The following is a 23119-nucleotide window of genomic DNA, read 5'->3' on the forward strand; positions in this document are numbered from 1 at the left end:
ATCGGTCATGCCAGGGCGCGCTCCACCTCATCCCGCACCGACAGCGCGGCCGAGCGCAGCGCACCGGCATCGGGCCCCGCGGCGAGCACCTGCCGCGAGGAGTTGGGCAGCACCGTCGTTCCGGCGCCGAAGATCGCCGCCAGGTCCGCCGGGGTCGCGCCCTGTGCGCCGAGGCCGGGCGCCAGGACCGGACCGCCCAGGCCGTCCAGGTGCAGGCCGTGCTCACGGGTGGCACCCACGACCAGCCCGACGGTGCCGGTCCCGTCCGCGTTGTCGGCCCGGGCATCGTCGACGATGCGCTGCGCGACCCCGTCGGCCTGGACCTGCGCCCCCTCGGGGTTCGAGGTCCGGGCGAGGACGAAGACACCGCGCCCGGCGGCGCGGGCCGCGTCGATCGCCGGCGCGAGCGAGCCGTAGCCGAGGTACGGCGACAGGGTGACCGCGTCGGCCGCCAGCGGCGAGTCCTGCAGCCACGCACGGGCGTAGCCGGCCATGGTGGATCCGATGTCGCCGCGCTTCGCATCCGCGATGACGACGGTGCCCGCCTCCCGGCAGGCCGCAATGACCTCCTCCAGCGCGAGCATGCCGGCGGCGCCGAACTGCTCGAAGAAGGCGACCTGCGGCTTGACGAAGCCGACCTCGCCGGCGAAGGCCTCCGCACAGCGCAGGCCGAACGCCCGCACGCCCGCAGCGTCGTCGGACAGGCCCCACGCCGCCAGCAGCGGGGGGTGCGGGTCGATGCCCACCACGAGCCGCCCCCGGTCGGCGGCCGCCGCGGCGACCCGCTGCGCGAAGGTCACAGGTTCACCAGGGCCGCGTGCATATCCTGCAGGCTCTTCACGCCGATGCCGCCGCGCAGGGCGGCCTCGATGCCCTGGACCGCCGCGGAGGCGCCCTGCACCGTGGTCACGCACGGCACCGACGCCTGGACGGCGGCGGTGCGGATCTCGTAGCCGTCCACCCGCGGTCCGGCGTTGCCGTAGGGCGTGTTGATGATCAGGCCTATCTCGCCCGCCTTGATCTTCTCGACGATCGACTGCTCGCCCTCGGGAATCACGTCGGAGTGCTTGAGCACCGTCTCCGCCTGGACGCCGTTGCGGCGCAGTACGTCCGCGGTGCCCTCGGTGGCGACGATCGTGAAGCCCAGGTCGGCCAGCCGCTTGACCGGGAAGATCAGCGAGCGCTTGTCCTTGTTCGCGACCGAGACGAAGACCTTGCCGGTGGCGGGCAGCGAGCCGCTGATCGCGGTCTGCGACTTGGCGAACGCGGTACCGAAGTCCCGGTCCACGCCCATCACCTCGCCGGTGGACTTCATCTCGGGCGAGAGCAGCGAGTCGACACCGGTACCGTCCGCGCGGCGGAACCGGTTGAACGGCAGCACGGCCTCCTTGACCGAGACCGGCGCGTCGATCGGCATCTGCGAGCCGTCGCCCTGCGCGGGCAGGATCTGCTGCTCGCGCAGTTCGGCGATGGTCTGCCCCAGCATGACCCGCGCGCAGGCCTTGGCCAGCTGCACCGCCGTGGCCTTCGAGACGAAGGGCACGGTCCGGGAGGCCCGCGGGTTCGCCTCGAGGACGTAGAGCACGTCGTCCTTGAGGGCGTACTGGACGTTCATCAGGCCGTGCACGCCGATGCCGCGAGCGAGCGCCTCGGTGGCGGTGCGCACCGCGTCGATGTCGGCACGGCCCAGCGTGGTGGGCGGCAGCGAGCACGCCGAGTCGCCGGAGTGGATGCCGGCCTCCTCGATGTGCTCCATGATCCCGCCGATGAAGACCTCGCCGGTCGCGTCGCACAGGGCGTCGACGTCGATCTCCACCGCGTCCTCGAGGAAGCGGTCGACGAGGACGGGGCGGTCGGGCGCGAGTTCGGTTGCGCGCGAGATGTAATCGAGCAGCGCCTGCTCGTCGTAGACGATCTCCATGCCGCGGCCGCCGAGCACGTACGAGGGGCGCACGAGCACCGGGTAGCCGATGCCGGACGCGACCTCGCGGGCACCGTCGGCGGTGGTGGCGGTACCGAATTTGGGCGCCGGGAGGCCCGCCTCGGTGAGCACGCGCCCGAACTCGCCGCGGTCCTCGGCGAGGTCGATGGCCTCGGGTGAGGTGCCGACGATGGGCAGGCCCGCGGCCTTGAGGCGCGCGGCCAGGCCCAGCGGGGTCTGGCCGCCGAGCTGCACGATGACACCGACGACACCCGGGCCGCCCTCGCCGGAGCTCTGCTCCGAGTGGTAGACCTCGAGGACGTCCTCGAAGGTCAGCGGCTCGAAGTAGAGACGGTCGGCGGTGTCGTAGTCGGTGGAGACCGTCTCCGGGTTGCAGTTGATCATCACGGTCTCGTAGCCGGCCTCGCTCAGGGTGAGCGCGGCGTGGACGCACGAGTAGTCGAACTCGATGCCCTGGCCGATGCGGTTGGGGCCCGAGCCGAGGATGAGCACCTTGGGCCGCTCGGTCTGCGGCGCGACCTCGCTGGTCGCCGACGGGTCGAGTTCGTAGCTGCTGTAGTGGTACGGCGTCTTCGCCTCGAACTCCGCGGCGCAGGTGTCCACGGTCTTGTACACCGGGCGGATACCGTGCTCGTGCCGGTAGGCGCGGATCTCGTCCTCGGTGACGGCCCGCAGGTCGGCGATCTGCAGGTCCGAGAGACCGTGCGTCTTGGCGACGCGGACCAACTCCGGCGTGAGGTCCGCCGTGCGGACCTCGGCGCCGAGCTCCACGACGGCCTTGATCTCCTCGAGGAACCACGGGTCGATCGCCGTCGACTCGAAGACCTGCTCCACGGTGGCGCCCAGCTCGAAGGCGCGCCCGATCAGGTAGTAGCGGCCGTCCTTGGGGACCTTGATCTCCTCGAGGAGTTCCTCGAGAGTGCCCTCGACCGGCGCGCCCGTCCAGAATCCCTGTCGCTTGGTCTCCAGCGAGCGCATCACCTTGCCGAAGGCCTCGGCGAAGCTGCGGCCCAGGCTCATCGCCTCGCCGACCGACTTCATGGTGGTGGTCAGCGTGTCGTCGGCGCCGGGGAACTTCTCGAAGGCGAAGCGCGGCGCCTTGACCACGACGTAGTCGAGCGTCGGCTCGAAGCACGCCGGGGTCTCGCCGGTGATGTCGTTGAGGATCTCGTCCAGCGTGTAGCCCACGGCGAGCTTCGCGGCGATCTTGGCGATCGGGAAGCCGGTGGCCTTGGACGCCAGCGCCGACGAGCGCGAGACGCGGGGGTTCATCTCGATGGTGACCAGCCGGCCGTCGCGCGGATCCTGCGCGAACTGGATGTTGCAGCCGCCGGTGTCGACGCCGACCTCGCGGAGGATCGCGATCGACTGATCGCGCATGATCTGGTACTCGCGGTCGGTGAGCGTCATCGCCGGCGCGACGGTGACCGAATCGCCGGTGTGCACGCCGACCGGGTCGACGTTCTCGATGGAGCAGACGACCACCACGTTGTCGCGGCCGTCGCGCATGAGCTCGAGCTCGTACTCCTTCCAGCCGAGGATCGACTCCTCGATGAGCACGTTCGCCGTCGGCGACGCCGCGAGGCCCGCGCCGGCGATGCGGAGCAGGTCGGTCTCGTCGTAGGCCATGCCGGAGCCGAGGCCGCCCATCGTGAACGAGGGCCGCACGACGACGGGGTAGCCGAGGTCGGCGACCGTCTCCTTGCACTCGTCGAGCGTGAAACAGACCTTGGAGCGAGCGGATTCGCCGCCGATCTTGGCGACGATGTCCTTGAACTTCTGCCGGTCCTCGCCGCGCTGGATGGCGTCGAAGTCGGCGCCGATCAGGCTGATGCCGTACCTGTCGAGGATGCCCTGCTCGTGCAGGCCCACGGCCGCGTTGAGCGCGGTCTGGCCGCCGAGGGTGGCGAGCACCGCGTCGATCGGGAAGCCCTTGTCGCGCTCGGCGACGATGACCTTCTCGATGTACTCGGGCGTGATGGGCTCGATGTAGGTGGCGTCGGCGAACTCGGGGTCGGTCATGATCGTGGCCGGGTTCGAGTTCACCAGCGAGACGCGGAGTCCCTCGGCGCGGAGGACGCGGCAGGCCTGGGTGCCGGAGTAGTCGAACTCACAGGCCTGGCCGATCACGATCGGGCCCGAGCCGATCACCAGGACGTGCTGGATGTCTGTGCGGCGCGGCATTACTTGTCTCCTGAGGTGGTGCCCATGACGGTGGCGAACTTGTCGAAGAGGTAGGCGGCGTCGTGCGGACCCGCCGCGGCCTCCGGGTGGTACTGCACGGAGAAGGCGCGGCCGTCGAGCAGTTCGACGCCCTCCACGACCCCGTCGTTGGCGCAGACGTGGCTGACCCGCCCGCGGCCGAACGGGGTGTCGAACTCGGCGCCACGCTCGCCCTCGAGGGCGAAGCCGTGGTTCTGCGCGGTGATCGAGATCCGGCCCGTCGAGTCCTCGACCACCGGGATGTTGATGCCGCGGTGGCCGAACTTCATCTTGTAGGTCTCCAGGCCGAAGGCGCGGCCCAGCAGCTGGTTGCCCAGGCAGATGCCGAACAGCGGAAGACCGGCGTCCAGCACGCCGCGGGTGAGCTCGACCTCGTGGTCCGCGGTCGCCGGGTCGCCGGGGCCGTTGGAGAGGAAGAAGCCGTCCGGGTTGAAGGAGCGCACCTCGTCGAGCGTGATGGTCGAGGGCACGACGTGCACCCGCATGCCGCGCTCGGCGAACATCCGCGGGGTGTTGGTCTTGATGCCGAGATCCACGGCCACGACGGTGAACCGGGGCTCACCGTCCGGCTCGATGGTGTACGCCTCGCCGGTGGAGACCTCGCCGATCAGGTTGAGGCCCTTCATCTCCGGTTGGCTGCGGACCCGGTCGAGCAGCTCGGCCTCGGGCGCCAGCGCGTCGCCGGCGAAGATGCCGGCCCGCATGGAGCCGTTGTCGCGCAGCCGGCGCACCAGCGCGCGGGTGTCGATGCCGCCGATGCCGACGACGCCCTGGTCCACCAGCTCGCCCTCGAGGGTGCCGCTGGAGCGCCAGTTGCTCACCCGGCGGGTGGGGTTGCGGACCGCGTAGCCGGCGACCCAGATCTTGTCGCCCCTGCTCTCGTCGTCCTCGTCGTTCCAGCCCGTGTTGCCGATCTGCGGGGCCGTCGCCACCACGATCTGGCGCGCGTACGACGGGTCGGTCAGCGTCTCCTGGTACCCGGTCATGGCGGTGCAGAAGACGGCCTCGCCGAGGGTCTGGCCGACCGCGCCGAACTCCACACCGCGGTGGACGGTGCCGTCCTCCAGAACCAGTAGCGCGGTCGAAAGTTGAGCAGTCATTCCGTTTCCCTCTTGTCCATCAGTTTTCGGTAGGTCGTCTTGTCGTCGGCGCGGAACCCCGTGTCGATCACGGTGCCGGTGGGCAGCTCCCAACGGAGCACCAGCAGGCCGTCGCCGGGCATCACCTTGCCCGCGAGCTTCGAGGCGCGGCGGACCTCGACGATGCGCTCGTCCGCGATCCACATCGGATTGCCGCGGCCGCGCTCCATCAGGTAACCGTCGGCGTACCGGCTCAGGTTCACGGTGGCGCGGAAGCCCCAGTCGCCCACCGCGACCCGGTCCTGCCAGTGCGGCGCGACCGTGCTGCCCACGTACACCCCCGACACCGGCCCGAAGACCAGGTCGCGCAGTTGCTCGGGGGTGGTCGGGATCTCACCGACCGCCGCGGCCTGACGCTGCCCGCGGCGGCGCCAGCCCAGCATCATCAGCGAGAACAGGAGCGCGAGCACCACGAGCACGATCAGGAGCGTCACGATGTCGCTGAGGATCACGCCCGCACCTCGGTCCCGGGCCGCGCCGTCACCCCGTCGCGTGCGGTGATCCGGCCGCGCAGCACGGTGAGGACCGGCTTCGCGCGGAAGCTCAGGTCCGCGAAGGGCGTGTTGCGCGAACGGCTCGCGAGCTCGTCCGCCCGCACGGTCCACCCCAGGTCGGGGTCGACCAGCGTCAGGTTCGCGGGCTCGCCCACGCCGATCGGCCGGCCTTGATCGTCCAGGCGCGCGATCTCCGCGGGCTTCTCGCTCATCACCCGCGCGACATCACGCCAGGTGAGGTCGCCGGTCTCCACCGAGACCTGCGCGACGATCGCCAGCGCCGTCTCCAGGCCCAGCATGCCGGGCCGAGCCGCGGCGAACTCGCAGCACTTGTCCTGGTCCGCGTGCGGAGCGTGATCAGTGGCGACGCAGTCGATCACGCCGTCGCGCAGCGCCTTCCGCAGCGCGGCCACGTCGGAGGCCTCCCGCAGCGGCGGGTTCACCCGGTTCACGGCGTCGTAGGTGGCCAGTCGCGAATCGTCGAGCAGCAGGTGGTGCGGGGTGACCTCGGCCGTGATCGCCACACCCTGCCCCTTGGCCCACTTCAGCAGTTCGACGGTGCCCGCCGTCGAGGCGTGGCAGATGTGCACGCGGGCGCCGGCGTCGCGCGCCAGCAGCGCGTCGCGGGCGACGATCGCCTCCTCGGCGGCGCGGGGCCACCCGGTGAGGCCGAGGCGCGCTGCCTCGGGGCCCTCGTGCGCCACCGCGCCCTTCGTCAGGCGCGGCTCCTCCGCGTGCTGCGCGATCACCACGCCGAGCGAGGCGGAGTACTCCAGCGCCCGTCGCATGAGCAGCGGATCCGACACGCACACACCGTCGTCCGAGAACACCCGGACGCGACCCGGTCCGGCGGCCATCATGCCCATCTCGGCCAGCTTCTCGCCCTGCAGACCGACGGTGACGGCGCCGACCGGGTGCACGTCGACGAGGCCGACCTCCTGGCCGCGCCGGTACACGTGATCGGTGACGACGGCGGAGTCGGCGACCGGGCTGGTGTTGGCCATCGCGAACACGGCGGTGTAGCCGCCGAGAGCGGCGGCGGCGGAGCCGGATTCGATCGTCTCGGTGTCCTCCCGACCGGGCTCACGCAGATGCGTGTGCAGGTCCACGAAACCCGGCAGCAGGACCCTGCCGCCACCGTCGACGACCTCGGCGCCGTCGGCCGGTGCGAGACCGGCGGCGATGGCGGTGATCTCACCGCCGGCGATCGCGACGTCGACCGGATCGCCCTCGCCGTAAGGACGGACGTTCTTCAGCAGCAAGCTCATTCGGAGGATCCTTCGGTCCGCGAGGAATGGGTGGCACCGGAGCGAGCCGACATCATTCCGCACCCCCCTCTTTGGCAAGAAGATGGAACAGCACCGCCATGCGGACGTGCACACCGTTGTTCACCTGCTGCAGGATCGCGGCCTGCGCGGAGTCCGCCACCGAGTAGCCGATCTCCATGCCGCGGAGCATCGGACCGGGGTGCAGCACGACCGCGTGCTCGGGCAGCAGTGCCGCGCGCTGCGCGTTCAGCCCGAAGCGGACCGAGTACTCGCGCTCGCTGGGGAAGAAGCCGCCGTTCATCCGCTCGGCCTGGACCCGCAGCATCATCACCGCATCGGCCCCGGGCAGTTCCGCCTCCAGCGAGTCCGCGACGGTGACCGGCCAGGTCTCCACTCCCACCGGAAGCAGGGTGCGGGGCGCCACCAGGACGACCTCGGCGCCGAGCGTGGACAGCAGCAGCGCGTTCGACCGCGCGACGCGACTGTGCAGGACGTCACCCACGATGACGACGCGACGACCCTCCAGGTGGCCGAGCCGCTGCCGCAGCGTCAGCGCGTCGAGCAGGGCCTGAGTGGGGTGCTCGTGCATGCCGTCGCCGGCGTTGATGACGACCGGTCCGGGCAGGCCGCCGAGGGCGGCGGCCGAGTTCGTCCACGAGGCGATCTGTTGCGCCGCACCCGATGCCGGATGCCGGACGATCAGCGCGTCTGCTCCCGCCGCATGCAGGGTCAGCGCCGTGTCCCGGAGCGACTCGCCCTTGGCGACCGAGCTGCCGGAGGCGGAGACGTTGATCACGTCCGCGCTCATCCACTTGCCCGCGACCTCGAAGGACACGCGGGTGCGGGTGGAGTTCTCGTAGAACACGGTCATCACGGTGCGGCCCCGCAGCGTGGGCAGCTTCTTGACCTCCCGGCCCAGCAGCGCCTGCTGCAACCGGTCGGCCTCGTCGAGGATCTCCTCGGCCTCCGCGCGGCACAGATCCGCGGCGGACAGCAGGTGCTTGGTCACGACTGAACCTCCGTCGAACCCGTCTCGGGCAGCTCCGAGATCACCACGGAGTCCTCGCCGTCCTTCTCCAACAGCCGGACCTGGACGTCCTCCTGGCGGGAGGTGGGGATGTTCTTGCCCACGTAGTCGGCCCGGATGGGCAGCTGCCGGTGACCGCGGTCCACCAGGACCGCGAGCTGCACCGCGGCGGGCCGCCCGATATCGCGCAGCGAGTCCAGCGCGGCGCGCACCGTCCGGCCCGAGAACAGCACGTCGTCGACGAGGACGACGAGGGCACCGTCGACGCCCTGCGGCGGCACCGTGGTGCGCTCGAGGGGACGGTGCGGCTTGTGCCGCAGATCGTCGCGGTAGAGGGTGATGTCGAGGTGGCCGACGGGCACCGCCACGCCGGAGAACTCTTCGATGTGCGCGGCCAGCCGCGCGGCGAGAACCGCACCGCGCGTGGGTATGCCGAAGATCACGACGCGGGGATTCGGGGTGCCGTCACCCGAATCGGTGTCTAAGGCCGTCTTCTCGATGATCTGGTGCGCGATCCGTGCCACCGTCCTGGTGACATCGGCCGCGGACATGAGTTCCCGAGCCACGTGACCTCCTTCTCCGCCTCTCCGGACGGCTCGCTCCGCCTCTCGGGACGGACTTCAAAGGATGCCTTGATGCACCACGAAGCATACCAGTACGTTCAGGTCATGGAATTGTCGACCAGGCAGCGCGCGACGCTCTCCGCGATCGTCGACACGTTCGCCCCGGGAGACGGTGTGGCCATCCCCTCGGCGAGCGATCTGCGCGCCGGTGACGTGGCCGTCTCCTACGCCGATCGAAGCCCCCGCGACAGCGACGGCAACACCCTCTCGCAGTCGCTGTCCCTCTTCGACAACCGGGTGTTCTGCGCCACGGTGCTCGGCACGCGCGGGCAGCGTTTCGTGGACCTGACGGCGGCGGAGCGCGAGCGGGTCCTGGTCGACCTCTCCCGATCGCGGTTCGTCCAGAAGCGGATGCTGTTCAAGCGGCTGCGCAATGTCGCGCTGCTCGCGTACTACGCGGCCGGCGGCGCCGACGGCCAGCACGGGCCGGGCGCCGAACTGATGGCCGCGATCGGCTACCCGCGGCAGGCGCCGATGAAGAAGCCGCGGGCCCGGGCCATGCGGGCACTGCGTCCGCTCTCCCCCACCCGGTACGAGATCGACGCATCGACGGCGTGCGACGTGGTCGTGATCGGGTCCGGCGCCGGCGGCGCGGTCGCCGCCGCCGTACTCGCCGAGGCCGGGCTCGACGTGCTCGTCCTCGAACGCGGCGAGTACGTCTCCCCCACGGAGGCGGGCGATTCCGATCTCGACAACCTCTCCCAGCTCTACGCGCGCGGGCCGTTCTGGACCGAGAACGCGCAGTCCTACCTGCTCTCGGCGCGCTGCCTCGGCGGCGGCACCGTCATCGCGCACGGCGGGTACTACCGCATCCCGGACGAGGTGCGCGCCGACTGGGCCGCCCGGGGCGTCGACACCGGGCCCGCGTTCGACGCCGCCCTCGACGAGGTCTGGCAGCGCTCGGGGATCACCGACGGGCTCGGCGCGCCGTCGGTACGGGACGTGCTCCTCGAGAAGGGGTGCGCAGCGCTCGACCTGCCCGTGCGCACCGTCGGCCTGGCGGACGACGACGAGGCCGACGGCCGGTGGGGACCGGCCAGCCGGATCGCGTCGAAGCAGGACGCGGGCCGCACGTGGCTGCGCGACGCGGAGAAACGCGGGGCACGCATCGTGACGGGCGCGCAGGCCAGGTCCATCGAGACGCAGGCCGGTCGGGCCCGCACGGTGATCGCACGCACGTCGGGCGGCTCGTGGCTCACCGTCAAGTGCAGCGCCGTCGTCGTGGCCGCCGGCGGATTCGAGACACCGGCACTGCTGAGGCGGTCCGGGATCGGCGGCTCGCACGTGGGCAAACACCTGCACCTGCACCCCACCGCGACGGCGGTGGGCCTGTTCGGCGACCTGATCGACCCGTGGTCGGGCCTGCCCTCAACGAGGTTCAGCGACGCGCACGCGGACCTCGACGGCAAGGGTTTCGGCGTCCGGTACGAGACCATCCCGTTGACGCCGGCGTTGGCGTCCAGCTTCGTGCCGTGGCGCAACCCCGTCGAGCACCTCAACGTGATGCGCCAGTTCCCGCACCTGTCGATGGTGCGCGTGATGCTCCGTGACCGCGGCGCCGGCGAGGTCGTCATGGACGCCGCCGGCGAGCCCTCCGTGCGGTACGAGTTGGCGGAGGCGGACCGCGCGCACCTGCGGACGGGCGTCGACACGGCGGTGAAGATCCTCGAGGCGGCGGGCGCGCGGAGGATCTTCACCGGGCAGCAACGCGGCGGCGACTACGTTCCCGGCGACCGGCCGCTGGAGGAGTTCCTCCAGCGCTCGCACGCCGCGGGCTACGGGGTGGGCGAGATCGCGCTCGGCGCGTCCGACCCGATGAGCACCGCCCGGATGGCCTCCTCGGAGCGCCGCGGCGCGGCGAACCCCGAGGGTGCGCTGTGGGACGTGCCGAACGTCGTCATCGCCGACGCCTCGATGCTGCCCACCGCGAGCGGTGTCCACCCGATCGGGGTCGTGCAGGCCCTCGCGCTCCGCAATGCGCGGGCCCTGGCCGCGCGACTCAAGGCGTAGCGGACTACTCCGAGCGGTCGGCGGGCTGGGCCGCGGCGGCGGATCGCACCTGCGGCGCGAGCGTGGCGACCTTGCCGAGCACGCCGTTGAGGTAGGTGGGCGACTCGTCGGTCGACAGCTCCTTCGCGAGCTCGACCGCCTCGTCGACGACGACGGCCGGGGGCACGTCGACGGCGTTGAACAGCTCCCACACGGCGATGCGCATGATGGCGCGGTCCACCGCCGGGAGGCGCGTCAGGGTCCAGCCGGTCAGGTGCGAGGTAATCACCGAATCGATCTGGTCGCCGTCCACCCCCACGCCGGTCACCAGCGTCGCGGTGTAGTCGGACACCGGGGCGACCGCGGCGTCGTCCGCGGCGAGCTGCCGGCGCTCGGCGAGCAGACCGTCGAGGTCGGTGACGCCGCGCGCCTCCGCCTCGAACAGCAGGTCGACGGCGCGTTTGCGCGCGCGGTGGCGGGCACCGGACTTCTTCGGGCCCTTGGTGGAGCGGGTGTTGTCAGACTGCTCGGGCACTTAGGAGTTCACGCGCCCCAGGTAGCCGCCGTCACGGGTGTCGACCTTGAGCTTGTCGCCGGTGTTGATGAACAGCGGGACATTGATCTCGGCGCCGGTCTCCAGCGTGGCGGGCTTGGTGCCGCCGGTGGAGCGGTCGCCCTGCAGGCCCGGGTCGGTGTGCTGAACGACGAACTCGGCCGACAGCGGCAGCTCGACGAACAGCGCCTCACCCTCGTGCATCGAGATCTGGACCTGCATGTTCTCCAGCAGGAACTTCGCGCTGTCGCCGACCTTGCCCTCGTCCAGGTTGATCTGGTCGTAGGTCTCGGCGTCCATGAACACGTAGTCGGTGCCGTCGTGGTACAGGTAGCTGAAGTCACGGCGATCGACGGTGGCGACCTCAACCTTGACGCCGGCGTTGAAGGTCTTGTCGACCGTCTTGCCGGAGACCACGTTCTTGAGCTTCGTACGTACGAAGGCGGGCCCCTTGCCCGGCTTGACGTGCTGGAACTCGATGATCTGCCAGAGCTGGCCCTCCTGGTTGAGGACCAGTCCGTTCTTGAAATCAGCAGTCGATGCCACGGGTGTCAATTCTCCTAGAGTGCGATCAAGTCCTTGGTGGTGCGGGTCAGCAATTCCGGCCCGTCCGCACGGACCACAAGGGTGTCCTCGATGCGGACTCCACCGCGGCCCGGGAGGTACACACCCGGCTCCACGGTGACCACAGCACCGTCGGACAGTGTACCGCTGCCGAGTTTGCCCAGCGTCGGGGCTTCGTGGATCTCCACGCCGACGCCGTGGCCGAGGCCGTGCAGGAACTGCTCGCCGTACCCCGCGGCCTCGATGACCGACCGTGCCGCGGCATCGATGTCGCGCACGTCCGCACCCGGTACCAGCGCGGCCCGACCCGCCGCCTGAGCCCGCGCCACCACGTCGTAGATCTCGCGTTGCCAATCCGCGGGCTCGCCGAGCACGAAGGTCCGCGTCTCGTCGGCGTGGTAACCGGCGTACCGGGCGCCGAAGTCGATCTTGACGAGGTCGCCCGACGCCAGCACGGCGTCGGTCGGGCGGTGGTGCGGGATCGCGGAGTTGGCGCCCGCCGCCACGATGGTCTCGAACGCGACGGCCTCGGCGCCGAACTCGAACATGAGGTTCTCGAGCCGACGAGCGACCTCCCGCTCGGTGGCGCCGGGGCGGATCGCTCCCTCCTCGACGAGGGCCGCGAGCGCCTGGTCGCTGATCGCGCAGGCGCGGCGCAGGAGCTCGATCTCGCCGTCGTCCTTGACCTCGCGAAGGGTCTCGACGAGCCGGGTGGTGGGCACCAGGGCCGGGGCGTCGTCGCCCGAGAGCCGGGCGTGGTCGGCGTAGCTCAGCACGGCGGCCTCGAAGCCGACGGTGCGGGCTCCCGCCGCGCGCGCCTCGACGAGCAGGGCCTTCGCCACGTCGCGCTCGATGACGGCCCGCAGGTCGCCGGACTGCTCCGCGACCTGGGTCAGGTACCGGCCGTCCGTGGCGATCGCGTCACCCTCGCCGTCGGCGGTGACCAGCAGGGCTCCGTTGGAGCCGGTGAAGCCGGCGAGGTAGTGCACGTTGTCGAGGTTGGTGACCAGAACCGCGTCGAGGGCGGGTTCGTGGCTCGCCAGCGCGGCGCGGAGGGTGTGGCGCCGGCGGGCGTGGTCGGTGGGTGTCTGCGGCATGCCTCCCACGGTATCGCGGAGGGCGCGCGGTCACACCGTCACGCGCGCGATCACCGTGACCTCGTCGGCCACCTGCAGGGTGCCCATCATCAGGGAGAAGGGCTTGATCCCGAAGTCGGTCTGGCGCACGGGGACCGCGACGGCGAGCGTCGGTGCGGGCGAACCGTCCTCGTACTCGAGCGCGAACTCGCAGGGCCGCGCGACGCCGCAGATCGTGAGCGTTCCCGCCACGCGGAAGCCGTTCTCGGACTCTTCGATCGAGTCCGACGCGACGTCGATCGTCGGGTACTTCTTCACCTGCAGCGAGCGGTGCGCGTTCGCCGTGGCGACGGCGCGCTCCGGGGCGCTGAGCGGCGTGAGACCTCCCTCGCCGGACGCCACCTCGAGCGACCCGGCACGGACGGTCACGGCGAGCGCGACCGGACGCTCACCGTCGAGCTGCACCACCGCCTGCCAGGCGCGGGCCGCGAGCAGCAGACGATGCCCGAGCCGCGCGGAGCGACCGGCGACACCGGTGTGCACCTCGAGCTCGCCGGTGTCCTGATCGATGGTCCTCGTCGCCTTCACCCGTCCGACGGTACCGCCGCGCCGCCCGGTCGGCAGGTCGCGTCAGGCGCGCCGGATCGCGAAGACCGGGTAGCGGTCCGCGGCCGCGGCGAGCTCGTCATCGGTGCTGTCGGCGCTCAGGCCGGGGAAGAACGCGCCGACCTCCCAGGCCCACGTGCGCAGGTAGGCGCGCAGCACCGGGACCTTGGCGGCCGGGTCGAGCACCTCGGTCGCGGTGACGGGTTCGACGGTGCGCCCGAGCCGCAGTTCGCCCGCGCCGGCGACGCGCATGTTGCGCACCCACTGCGTGAGTCCACGCGCCGCGACGAGGTACTCGGCGCCGTCGACGGCGAGGACGTTGACGGGCACCGTCCGCCACTCGCCCGACTTCCGCCCACGGACGGCGAGTTCCCTACTGCCGTAGATCGACACGCCGCGGCGGGCGAGCCAGGCGACGGTGTTGTTGAACGCGGTGGCGGTCCGGCCGGGACGGACGGTGGCGGCGGGTGTGGTCATGAGATCCTCCAATTGTGAGCACTGCTCTTGTATGAGATCAATGCTCCGCCAACGACTCCACATTGTCAAGAGCAGTGCTCTCGTTTCTGATCAGTGCAATGATCGAGGAGTGAACGCCTCCCTGACCGCACGCGAGCGCGCCCGCGCCGAACTGACCGCCGAAATCACCCGCAGCGCGCGGGAGCAGCTGCGCCAGGTGGGCGCCGCGGCGCTCTCGCTGCGCGCCGTGGCGCGCGACCTGGGACTCGCCTCGTCGGCCGTGTACCGGTACTTCCCGAGCCGCGACGCGTTGCTCACCACGCTCATCACCGAGGCCTACGAGGCCCTCGGCGACGCGGTGGTGGCCGCCGACTCGGCCGCTGCGGAGCCACGCGACCGCTGGATCGCCGCGGCCCGCGCCGTCCGCCGGTGGGCGCTGGACCATCCGCACGAGTACACCCTGCTCTACGGTTCCCCCGTGCCCGGCTACCACGCTCCGCCGGAGACGACCGCCGCGGCGATACGGATTTCCGGCACCTTCGCCCGGATCGCGGCGAGCGGGCACCGCGGGGCACCGGCACCGTCGGGCGTGCTCGACGGACAGCTGCGCGCCGTCGCCGAGGCGGTCGCCCCCGGCGGCGACCGCGCCCAGCTCGCCCTCGGTGTCATCGCCTGGACGCAGCTGTTCGGCGCCGTGAGCTTCGAGCTGTTCGGGCAGTTCGCGAACACCCTCGAGCCCGCGGACGCGCTGTTCGACTACACGGTCGGGCGGACCGTCGAGACGCTGGGGCTCTGACGTCTCAGAGCAGGATCGAGCCGCTCGGCTGGGTGCCATCCTTGGCGACGGCCGAGTAGGCGGCGACGAGGATCGCCGGGTCCGGCGCCTCGAGCCGACCCGGGCGCGCCAGGCCGTCGAGCACGACGAACCGGAGCATGCCCGCGCGGTTCTTCTTGTCCTTGCCCATGTATTCCAGGAGTTGTCCGAAGGCGTCGGCGTCGTAGGACGTGGGCAGGCCCACGGACTCCAGGACCCGACGGTGCCGGTCCGCGGTCTCGTCGTCGAGGCGCCCGGCGAGGCGGCCGAGCTCGGCGGCGTAGATGAGGCCGACCGACACGGCGGCGCCGTGGCGCCAGCGGTAGCGCTCGCGACGCTCGACCGCGTGCGCCAGGGTATGGCCGTAGTTGAGGATCTCCCGCAGCGACGACTCCTTGAGATCGGCGGAGACGACCTTGGCCTTGACCTCGATGGAGCGGCGCACCAGCTCGGGAAGGACCTCGCCGGTGGGGTCGAGCGCGGCCTCCGGGTCCTTCTCGATGAGCTCGAGGATCACCGGGTCGGCGATGAAGCCGGTCTTGATCACCTCAGCCATGCCGGCCACGATCTCGTTGCGCGGCACCGTCTCCAGCGTGACGAGGTCGACGATGACGGAGCGCGGCTCGTGGAAGGAACCCACGAGGTTCTTGCCGGCGTCGGTGTTGATGCCGGTCTTGCCGCCGACCGCCGCGTCGACCATCGCGAGCAGAGTGGTCGGGATGTGCACGACCGGGACGCCCCGCATCCACGTGGCGGCCACGAAACCCGTGACATCGGTCGCGGCGCCGCCGCCCAGGCTGTAGATCACGTCCTGGCGGCTCAGGCCGATGCGGCCGAGCACCTCCCAGCAGAACCCGGCAACCTGCAGCTCCTTGCCGGCCTCGGCGTCGGGGATCTCGACGCGGTGCGCGTCGATCCCCTTGTCCGCCAGCGCCTGCCGCAGCGCCTCGGCGGTCTCGGCGAGCGTGGGCTGGTAGAAGATCGCGGCCTTGGTCGCCTCGCCGGCGGCCGCGACGGTCTCGTCGAGCAGCCCGCGACCGATCACCACGTCGTAGGGGCTGCCCGCGTCGACGCGGACCTTCACCGGGTTCTCGCTCATCTACTACTCCGATCGATTCTTGGCGGACGTGCGCAGGACGGCGGGCAGCTTCGGCCAGGGGCCGCGGCGTTCCCGCCCGGGGGCGGTGTCCTTCAGGCGCCGCTGCACCTGCCGGACGACGGACGACGGTGCGCGCCCCACCGTGGAGACGCGGATCGTCGCGAGTTCGCGGTAGATCGGGGCGCGCCGGGCCATCAGGGCGCGGTACGCCGCCTCGGGGTCGGCGCCCTTGAGCAGGGGACGGTTCGACGCCGCGGGGCTGACGGTGCGCCGGATCCCCTCCTCCTCGGTCAGCTCGAGGTACACGACCTGATAGCTGCGCAGCAGCGTCCGCGTGGTCTCGGAGAGCACCGCGCCGCCGCCCAGGGAGACGACACCCGCGTGATGGGTCACGACATCGGCCACGACCTCCTCCTCGATCGCGCGGAACGCCGGCTCGCCGTCGCCCGCGAAGATCTCGGGGATCGACCGACTCTGGCGGCGCTCGATCTCCTCGTCGACGTCGAGGAAGTCGACGCGCAGCGCGCGCGCGAGGCGCCGGCCGATCGTGGTCTTGCCGGCTCCCGGAGGGCCGATCAGGATGGCTGCGGGGCCCGGCTCGCGACCGGGCGCGCCGGCCATCAGATCGCCTCGGGCGTCACCCGCTGCAACCGCGCCGCCACCTGCTCGGAGTACCGCTCGATGTTGCTGCGGGTCTCGCCCAGCGAGTCGCCGCCGAACTTCTCGAGAGCCGCTTGCGCGACCACGAGCGCGACCATGGCCTCGGCCACCACGCCCGCTGCGGGCACCGCGCAGACATCACTGCGCTGGTGGATCGCGACGGCCTCGGCGCCGGTCTGCATGTCGATCGTGCGCAGGGCGCGGGGCACCGTGGAGATCGGCTTCATCGCCACGCGCACGCGCAGCTCCTCGCCGTTGGTCATACCGCCCTCGACGCCGCCCGCGCGGTTCGTCGAGCGCAGCACGCCTCCGCGGTCCGGCAGCATCTCGTCGTGGGCCTCGCTGCCGCGGCGGCGGGCCGTCTCGAAGCCGTCGCCGACCTCGACGCCCTTGATCGCCTGGATCCCCATGAGCGCGAACGCGAGCCGCGCGTCCAGGCGGCTCTCCCCCGACGCGACCGAGCCGATGCCGACCGGAAGCCCGGTGACGACGACCTCGACGACACCGCCGAGGGTGTCGCCGTCCTTCTTGGCCGCCTCGATCTCGGTGATCATCGACTGCTCAGCGGCCTCGTCGAAGGCACGCACGGGCGAGGCGTCGATCCGCTCCAGGTCGGCCGCCGACGGGGTGGGCCCGACGTAGGGCTCCGACGCACCGATCGAGATGACGTGGCTGATCACCTCGGCCCCGAGGGCCTGGCGCAGGAAGTTGCGGGCGACGGTGCCGGCGGCCACCCGGGCCGCCGTCTCGCGGGCGCTCGCGCGCTCGAGCACCGGGCGCGCGTCCTCGAAGCCGAACTTGAGCATGCCCGAGTAATCGGCGTGGCCGGGGCGCGGACGCGTGAGCGGCGCGTTGCGCGCCATGCCGTCCAGCAGCTCCTGGTCGACGGGGTCGGCCGACATGACCTGCTCCCACTTGGGCCATTCGGTGTTGCCGATCTCGACGGCGACGGGGCCCGCCTGCGTCAGGCCGTGCCGGACGCCGCCGAGGATGGTCACCTTGTCGGCCTCGAACTTCATGCGCGCACCACGGCCGTAGCCCAGTCGACGCCGCGCCAACTGGGCGGCGATGTCCGACGATGTGACCTCGACGCCCGCGACCATGCCCTCCACGAGGGCCACGAGGGCGGGGCCGTGCGATTCTCCAGCGGTTATCCAGCGCAACACGCGGTCCATCATCCCAGATCGACCCGCCGGACCGTGAGTTCGGGTAGCCGAAATCTCAGTCACAGGCTATGGTTAAGACCATGACCACCGTCGCCGCATCCTCGACTTCCGCCAGCCGCGCCAGCGTGCAGCGGGGCACCGTCGACGTGTTCGGCATCGCGTGGCCCCGCCACAAGGCCGAGGCCCTGGTCGCGGCGCTGGTCGTTCTCGCCTTCGGGCTCATGCTCACGCTGGTCACCGGCGCGGCGTCGTTCACCCCGGCCGTCCTCGCGTCGGCCGCCGTCGGCGTGGTCGTCTGGTGGGCCGCGCGCGCGGTCCATTCCCAGCGATAGACGCACCCGGCGCCTTGCGCGCCGCTCCCCCGGACCATTAGGATCGCCTAACCAAACCGGTCTGCATCCTGGGAGTCGTCGTGCCCGCACCTCCGCACACCCGTCGCTCCTTCCTGCGCCTCGCGGGCGCGGGCGCCCTCGTCGCGGTCGGGGCAGCTGCCTGTGGGAGCCGGGACGCGTCGGCGCCGGTCGCGGAGACGGTCGACGTCGGCTACCTTGGCCTGGATTTCACCGTTCCCCGCGAGCCCAAGCGCGTCGTGGTCATGGAGGGCCGCGGTGACCTGGAGTTCGCTCTCCTCGCGGGCTACCCGGTGGTGGCCACCGCGAACGCCTACGACCAGGGGAAGCGACCGTCGGGCCAGTTCGCCGGCACGCTGGGGGACGACGTGGCGGTCCTTTCTCCGGCGGCTGGCGCTCGTCCGAAGGCCGAGGAGGTCCTGGTCCACGCGCCCGACCTGGTGGTGATGCGCGCCAACGCCTACCGCGGCGACTGGTACAACAACGCCCAACTGTCCGGCGCCACCGCGATCCTGGCCGTCGAGGTGAACCGCCCGCAGTGGCGTGAGGACATGAACGCCCAGCTCGCCGCCGTCGGCCGCACGGCGAACGCGCATCGGTACGTGGCCGACTACGACGCGAAGGTCGCGACGACGAAGCGGGACCTGGCCGCGGTGCTCGCGGGGAAGCGGATCGCGATGGTCACGACGACCGGTAGCAAGGCCCGCGGCACGGTCCTGGTGTGGGCGCAGACATTCGGCACGGCGATCGGCCGCGAGATCGGGATGGACGTGATGTTCGGCGACCGGCAGGTCGACCCGGCGAAGGGTTCCTTCGAGGCCAGCCTCGAGAACCTCGACGTACTCGCGGGCGCAGACCTCATCCTCCACCAGGACACCGACGGATCCATCGCCGACGTCCAGACCTGGCGCACGCTGCCCGCGGTCCAGGCCGGACGCGTGGCGAAGCTGAACCCGCAGTACAACAACGGCCTCGTGCTGACCGCGTCCGCGCTGGTCGACGACCTGGCAGCGGCTGCGCAGTCGCTGCGCTGAAAAGGAGACGCGTCCCGATGGCCCGATTCGAGGGGTACTACCAGGCGGAGGTCGTTGCGGCCGGACGCGTGACGCCCAACATGATGCGCGTGCGCTTCGGCGGCTCCGAGCTCGACCGATGGATCAGTAGCGGCGACCCCGACGAACGCCTCACCATCGCCTTTCCCTGCCCGGGACAGCGGACTCCCCCTCGCCCGCGGATCGCCGGTGGCGCCTGGCACTTCGACGGCTGCGCCGAACCCGAACAGCGCAGCTACACGGTCCGCCGGGTCGGCAACGGGACGCTCGATGTGGACTTCGTCGTGCACGAGGGCGGCTTCGCGTCCGACTGGGCGACGCGGGCCGAGCCGGGCGACATCGTCGGACTGTCCGAAGCCGGGGGCTGGTACCGGCGCCCGCCCGACGCCGCCTCCGTTTTCCTGATCGGTGACGCGACCGCGCTTCCCGCGATCGGGCGCATCGTCGAGGAGCTCCCCGTGCACGTCCGGGCACACGCGGTCATCGAGGTCGCGTCGGAGGACGACGTCCAGGAACTCCCGTCGGCGGCGGACCTCACGACCACGTGGCTGACGGGCAGCGGGATGGGTCGGGCACCGTCGGGCCTGCCCGACGCGGTGCGAGATCTCACGATGCCGGGCGGCGGCGCGTACGTCTGGGCGGCCGCGGAGACGTCGGCGACCCGTGCGATCCGCAAACACCTGCGGCACGACCGCGGCCTGCCCAACTCCGCGATGAGCGTGATCGGGTACTGGCGCGCGGAGAAGGAGGCGTGGTTGCAGCGGTACGAACCCGCCAAGCCCGCGATGCGTCGGCGGCGCGCCGCCCTCGAGGCGACCGGCCTCACCGGTCAGGACCTCGTCGAGGCGTGGGACCAGGAGATGGAGCGCGCGGGCCTCTGACGGCGGGACGCGATCGTCCGACGCAGGCCTTGCCGGGTCCGGCACTGCGGACGTACCGTCGAAGAACCGGCGGTCCACAGGGGCGCCGCCGACACCACCCGCCGGTCCGGCCGTGACGACACGGGCGAGAGCGGAGGTGCGTCGTGAGTACTCCTTCCCTCTTGGGCGCGTCCGCCGCGGCACCCGACCGCGCCCCCGATCACTTCGCCGACCTGGGGCTGGACCGCATCGTCCGGGAGGTCGCGGCGCAGGACCCCGCCATCGCGCCCCTGTTCCGCGCCCCGGCGCCGACGTCCGCGGCCGCGCGATACAGGCAGGACCTGTGCAGAGCTCTGCGCCGGGACGCCGATCTCGGTGCCGGCGTGCGCCGGTTCTGCGCGGGGATGGCCACGATGCGCGCGGCTCGGTCGAACGCCGAGCGGCTGCGGCTCCGCCCCGAGCGCGATGCCTGGTTCCTCGACGGAGCGCGCCTCTACCTGACCGCCGTCGCCGGACTCCGGAGCACGCTCGCCGCCGTCGTGGACGCGCCCGCTGCAGTGCGCGACCTGCGCGGCCACCTCGACGCGCTCGCCAAATCGCCCGGTCACCGGGCGCTATCGGACGACGCGGAAGATGCCGCAGCGCAGATGGACGGGGTCGAGTACACCGTCCGGATCAAGAAGTCCGACGTCCGAGTGGGGCGCTACCACGGGGAACCGGACTACGGCACCGAGGTCGCGGCCGTGTTCGCCCGGTTCCGGGTCGACGGCTCCACCCGCCGCGCCGAGGACGTCCCCGTGCGCCCCGGCCTCGACGGTGCCGAGGCCGCCGTCCTCGGCGCCGTGACCGCTCTGTACCCGGATGCCTTCGAAGCGCTCGCGCGCTTCCGGGCGCGCCACGACGAATACGGCGACCCGACCGTGATCCGGGCCGACCTCGAGATCCGTTGGTACCTGGGTTATCTGGACTTCGTCGGATAGCTGGAAGCCGCGGGACTGCCGTTCACGCTCCCCACGATCGTCGACGATCCAGTGCTCGACGTGCGAGACACCTTCGACCTCGCGATGGCGATCGACCTGCAGCGCCGCGGGGCACCCGTCGTCGGCAACGACCTCCTGCTGCGCGCGGACGAGCACGTGGCGGTGGTCACGGGCCCCAACCACGGCGGCAAGACGGCGCTGGCCCGGGCTTTCGGTCAAATCCACCACCTGACGGCACTCGGCCTGCCCATACCCGGCACGGCCGCCGAGATCGGCCTCTTCGACGCGATGTTCACCCAGTTCGAGCGACCCGAATCCGCCGACGACGGGCGCGGCCGGCTCGAGGCGGACATCAGTGGGATGCGCGAGATCCTCGCCGCGGCGACCCGCCGCAGCGTCGTCGTGATGAACGAGACCTTCTCCTCGACCTCCCTCGCAGACGGGATCCGTCTCGGATCCGCCGTCGTCCGCGGTCTGGTCGAGACCGGCGCGCGGAGCGTCTACGTCACCTTCGTCGACGAGATCGCCGAGCTCGGTGCCGGCGTCGTGAGCATGACGGCGGACATCCCCGCCGATCCGTCGACACGCACCTTCCGGGTGCGCCGCGGCCGGCCGCAGGGGCTCGCGCACGCGGAGGCCATGGCTCGTCGGCACGGTCTCGACGAGGACACTCTGCGCCGAAGGATCACATCATGAGGACCCGCCTGCTCTACCGCGACCGCGACCTCCACGCGCATCCGCCCCTGCCCGCTCGGTCCGAGGAGCTGCGCCGGAACCTCGGCCTCGACCGCCTGTTGCCCGTCCTGGCCGACGGCGACGACGGGCTGTACCGCGTCGCGGAGGCGATGCTGCTCGCCGATGTCGCGTCCGACGAGGACATTCGGCACCGGCACGCTGTGTTGCGGGACTGCCTGGCGGCCCCCGACGCGGTCGACGACCTGCGCCGGATCGCAACGAACGCGGTGGAGCGGGAGCAGCACAACTACTTCGGGCTGTTCACGCGCGCGACCCCGGACAAGGTGCTGTACCGGTCACTGGACGTGCTGGAGATGTTCCTCGACGCCTTCACCGAGCTGCGGGCGGCGGCCGACCACCATCGCGGCAGGTTCTCCTCGGCGGGCTTCGACGAGTTCTTCACCTGCATCGCGACCGAACTCGGCGACGAGTACCTGGCGTCGGTGCGGGCGCACCTGAGGGAGCTGCGGTTCGCGAAGGGCGAGTTGATCAGCGTGCGGTTGGGACCCGGCGCGCACGGCACGCACCACGTCCTGCGCCGTCCGGACCGCGCCGGCCGCCGCCTGCTGCGGGCAAGGGACGGGTGGATCGATCTAGATCTCGACGACCCCGGCGCTGCCGAGTCCCTGACCGTGCTCACGGGCCGTGGCATCCGAACCGCGGCGGACGCCGTGGCACAGGCGGCGGAGCACGTCGCCGCCTACTTCCGGACCATCGCCGACGAACTCGGCTTCTACCGGGCGGTGATGAATCTCCTCGCCGCGTTCGACGACCGTGGGGTGCCGTGGTGTATTCCCGAACCGGAGCCGCGCGGTCCGGTGTGCCGCGGTCTCTACCACCCGGTGCTGGCCCTGCAGCAGCAAGACCCGGTCGTGGGCAACGACATCGACACCGAGGGCGCGTCCGTCACCGTGATCACCGGCGCCAATCACGGCGGGAAGACCACGCTCCTGCGCGGCATCGGCACGGCGCAGCTCATGCTCCGCTGCGGCATGCCGGTCTGCGCGCGCGAGTACCGTGGCCCCGTCCACCCGCAGGTTCTGACCCATTTCGGCGGCGAGGAGCACGGCGGTGGCGACACCGCCGGTCGGCTGGAGGAGGAACTGTCCCGGATGAGTGCCATCGCCGATGTCATCCGCCCCGGGGCGCTCCTGCTGTGCAACGAGTCGCTCGCCTCGACGAACGAGCGTGAGGGAGCGGCCCTCGCGCGGCAGATCGTCGAGGCACTGCGCGACTGCGGGGTCACCGTCGTCTACGTGACGCACATGTACGAGCTGTCGCGGGGGCTCGCGGACGCCGACGACCCGCGGCACGCGTTCCTGCGCGCCGAGCGGCTCGCCTCCGGCGACCGTACCTTCCGGGTGCTGCCGGGCCCGCCCATGGCGACCAGCCACGGGGAGGACCTGTTCCACCGGATCTTCGGCGCCGGAGCCGAGGTGTGAC

The 23119-nt window shown here is 71.5% G+C and carries 23 protein-coding genes; 8 read left to right on the forward strand and 15 right to left on the reverse strand.

The window, feature by feature from the left end; translation table 11 throughout:
• Nucleotides 1-5: 5 nt before the first annotated feature.
• From pyrF to pyrR, 7 genes are all read right to left on the reverse strand, one after another.
• The gene (gene pyrF / locus AXK61_RS20205) at nucleotides 6-800 is read right to left on the reverse strand and encodes an orotidine-5'-phosphate decarboxylase (RefSeq protein ID WP_068746851.1); all 795 of its coding nucleotides are present in this window, start codon (nucleotides 798-800) and stop codon (nucleotides 6-8) included.
• Nucleotides 797-4126, reverse strand: a complete 3330-nt coding sequence (gene carB / locus AXK61_RS20210) for a carbamoyl-phosphate synthase large subunit (protein WP_068569140.1) — start codon at nucleotides 4124-4126, stop codon at nucleotides 797-799. The genes pyrF and carB overlap by 4 nt, the downstream gene beginning before the upstream one ends.
• Nucleotides 4126-5265 (reverse strand): glutamine-hydrolyzing carbamoyl-phosphate synthase small subunit, encoded by a 1140-nt coding sequence (gene carA / locus AXK61_RS20215; RefSeq protein ID WP_068569141.1) that lies wholly within the window; start codon nucleotides 5263-5265, stop codon nucleotides 4126-4128. The genes carB and carA overlap by 1 nt, the downstream gene beginning before the upstream one ends.
• Nucleotides 5262-5690, reverse strand: a complete 429-nt coding sequence (locus tag AXK61_RS20220) for a PH-like domain-containing protein (protein WP_414930016.1) — start codon at nucleotides 5688-5690, stop codon at nucleotides 5262-5264. Before AXK61_RS20220 ends, carA begins: the two co-directional genes overlap by 4 nt.
• A 62-nt stretch (nucleotides 5691-5752) precedes the next feature.
• Nucleotides 5753-7066: a dihydroorotase gene (locus tag AXK61_RS20225; RefSeq protein WP_068569143.1), complete on the reverse strand. Its 1314-nt coding sequence runs from the start codon at nucleotides 7064-7066 to the stop codon at nucleotides 5753-5755.
• A 52-nt stretch (nucleotides 7067-7118) separates the two neighbouring features.
• Nucleotides 7119-8075, reverse strand: coding sequence for an aspartate carbamoyltransferase catalytic subunit (locus tag AXK61_RS20230; protein ID WP_068569144.1), 957 nt, complete (start codon nucleotides 8073-8075; stop codon nucleotides 7119-7121).
• A complete protein-coding gene (pyrR, locus tag AXK61_RS20235; protein WP_082777725.1) occupies nucleotides 8072-8659 on the reverse strand; it encodes a bifunctional pyr operon transcriptional regulator/uracil phosphoribosyltransferase PyrR in 588 nt (195 codons plus the stop codon). The genes AXK61_RS20230 and pyrR overlap by 4 nt, the downstream gene beginning before the upstream one ends.
• A gap of 102 nt (nucleotides 8660-8761) precedes the next feature.
• Between pyrR and AXK61_RS20240 the strand changes: the two genes are divergently transcribed.
• Nucleotides 8762-10726, forward strand: a complete 1965-nt coding sequence (locus AXK61_RS20240) for an FAD-dependent oxidoreductase (protein WP_068746909.1) — start codon at nucleotides 8762-8764, stop codon at nucleotides 10724-10726.
• Nucleotides 10727-10730: 4 nt separating this feature from the next.
• On the opposite strand, the gene nusB is transcribed toward AXK61_RS20240, so the two are convergent.
• From nusB to AXK61_RS20265, 5 genes are read right to left on the reverse strand one after another with little or no spacing between them, the layout of a single operon-like run.
• Entirely contained in the window at nucleotides 10731-11240 is a 510-nt protein-coding gene (gene nusB / locus AXK61_RS20245; protein ID WP_068569147.1) for a transcription antitermination factor NusB, read from the reverse strand.
• Nucleotides 11241-11804, reverse strand: coding sequence for an elongation factor P (gene efp / locus AXK61_RS20250; RefSeq protein ID WP_068569148.1), 564 nt, complete (start codon nucleotides 11802-11804; stop codon nucleotides 11241-11243). It abuts the gene before it with no gap.
• Nucleotides 11805-11818: 14 nt separating this feature from the next.
• Nucleotides 11819-12919, reverse strand: a complete 1101-nt coding sequence (locus AXK61_RS20255) for a M24 family metallopeptidase (RefSeq protein WP_068746852.1) — start codon at nucleotides 12917-12919, stop codon at nucleotides 11819-11821.
• Nucleotides 12920-12949: 30 nt separating this feature from the next.
• Nucleotides 12950-13486, reverse strand: coding sequence for a YceI family protein (locus AXK61_RS20260; RefSeq protein ID WP_068746853.1), 537 nt, complete (start codon nucleotides 13484-13486; stop codon nucleotides 12950-12952).
• Between the two features lie 42 nt (nucleotides 13487-13528).
• The gene (locus tag AXK61_RS20265; RefSeq protein WP_068569151.1) at nucleotides 13529-13981 is read right to left on the reverse strand and encodes a nitroreductase/quinone reductase family protein; all 453 of its coding nucleotides are present in this window, start codon (nucleotides 13979-13981) and stop codon (nucleotides 13529-13531) included.
• A gap of 109 nt (nucleotides 13982-14090) precedes the next feature.
• Between AXK61_RS20265 and AXK61_RS20270 the strand changes: the two genes are divergently transcribed.
• On the forward strand, nucleotides 14091-14756 hold the full coding sequence (locus AXK61_RS20270) for a TetR/AcrR family transcriptional regulator (RefSeq protein WP_068746854.1): 666 nt from the start codon (nucleotides 14091-14093) through the stop codon (nucleotides 14754-14756).
• Between the two features lie 4 nt (nucleotides 14757-14760).
• Here the strand turns inward: AXK61_RS20270 and aroB are convergent, their stop codons facing one another.
• The 3 genes from aroB to aroC are packed head-to-tail and all read right to left on the reverse strand — an operon-like array spanning nucleotide 14761 to nucleotide 17699.
• The gene (gene aroB, locus AXK61_RS20275; protein WP_068746855.1) at nucleotides 14761-15873 is read right to left on the reverse strand and encodes a 3-dehydroquinate synthase; all 1113 of its coding nucleotides are present in this window, start codon (nucleotides 15871-15873) and stop codon (nucleotides 14761-14763) included.
• Nucleotides 15874-15876: 3 nt separating this feature from the next.
• Nucleotides 15877-16494, reverse strand: a complete 618-nt coding sequence (locus AXK61_RS20280; RefSeq protein WP_068569154.1) for a shikimate kinase — start codon at nucleotides 16492-16494, stop codon at nucleotides 15877-15879.
• Nucleotides 16494-17699, reverse strand: coding sequence for a chorismate synthase (aroC, locus tag AXK61_RS20285; RefSeq protein WP_068746910.1), 1206 nt, complete (start codon nucleotides 17697-17699; stop codon nucleotides 16494-16496). The genes AXK61_RS20280 and aroC overlap by 1 nt, the downstream gene beginning before the upstream one ends.
• Before the next feature lie 80 nt (nucleotides 17700-17779).
• On the opposite strand from aroC, the gene AXK61_RS20290 reads away from it, so the two are divergent.
• From AXK61_RS20290 to AXK61_RS20315, 6 genes are all read left to right on the forward strand, one after another.
• Nucleotides 17780-18031 (forward strand): hypothetical protein, encoded by a 252-nt coding sequence (locus AXK61_RS20290; protein WP_068746856.1) that lies wholly within the window; start codon nucleotides 17780-17782, stop codon nucleotides 18029-18031.
• 80 nt (nucleotides 18032-18111) lie between these two features.
• Nucleotides 18112-19083 (forward strand): ABC transporter substrate-binding protein, encoded by a 972-nt coding sequence (locus tag AXK61_RS20295; RefSeq protein WP_082789473.1) that lies wholly within the window; start codon nucleotides 18112-18114, stop codon nucleotides 19081-19083.
• A gap of 17 nt (nucleotides 19084-19100) precedes the next feature.
• Entirely contained in the window at nucleotides 19101-19982 is an 882-nt protein-coding gene (locus AXK61_RS20300) for a siderophore-interacting protein (protein ID WP_068746857.1), read from the forward strand.
• Nucleotides 19983-20125: 143 nt separating this feature from the next.
• Entirely contained in the window at nucleotides 20126-20941 is an 816-nt protein-coding gene (locus AXK61_RS20305; RefSeq protein ID WP_156485769.1) for a hypothetical protein, read from the forward strand.
• Between the two features lie 60 nt (nucleotides 20942-21001).
• Nucleotides 21002-21637, forward strand: a complete 636-nt coding sequence (locus AXK61_RS20310) for a MutS-related protein (protein ID WP_156485770.1) — start codon at nucleotides 21002-21004, stop codon at nucleotides 21635-21637.
• On the forward strand, nucleotides 21634-23118 hold the full coding sequence (locus AXK61_RS20315) for a MutS-related protein (RefSeq protein WP_068569158.1): 1485 nt from the start codon (nucleotides 21634-21636) through the stop codon (nucleotides 23116-23118). Before AXK61_RS20310 ends, AXK61_RS20315 begins: the two co-directional genes overlap by 4 nt.
• Nucleotide 23119 lies beyond the last annotated feature (1 nt).

This window comes from Tsukamurella pseudospumae (assembly GCF_001575205.1).
Taxonomy (GTDB): Bacteria; Actinomycetota; Actinomycetes; order Mycobacteriales; family Mycobacteriaceae; genus Tsukamurella; species Tsukamurella pseudospumae.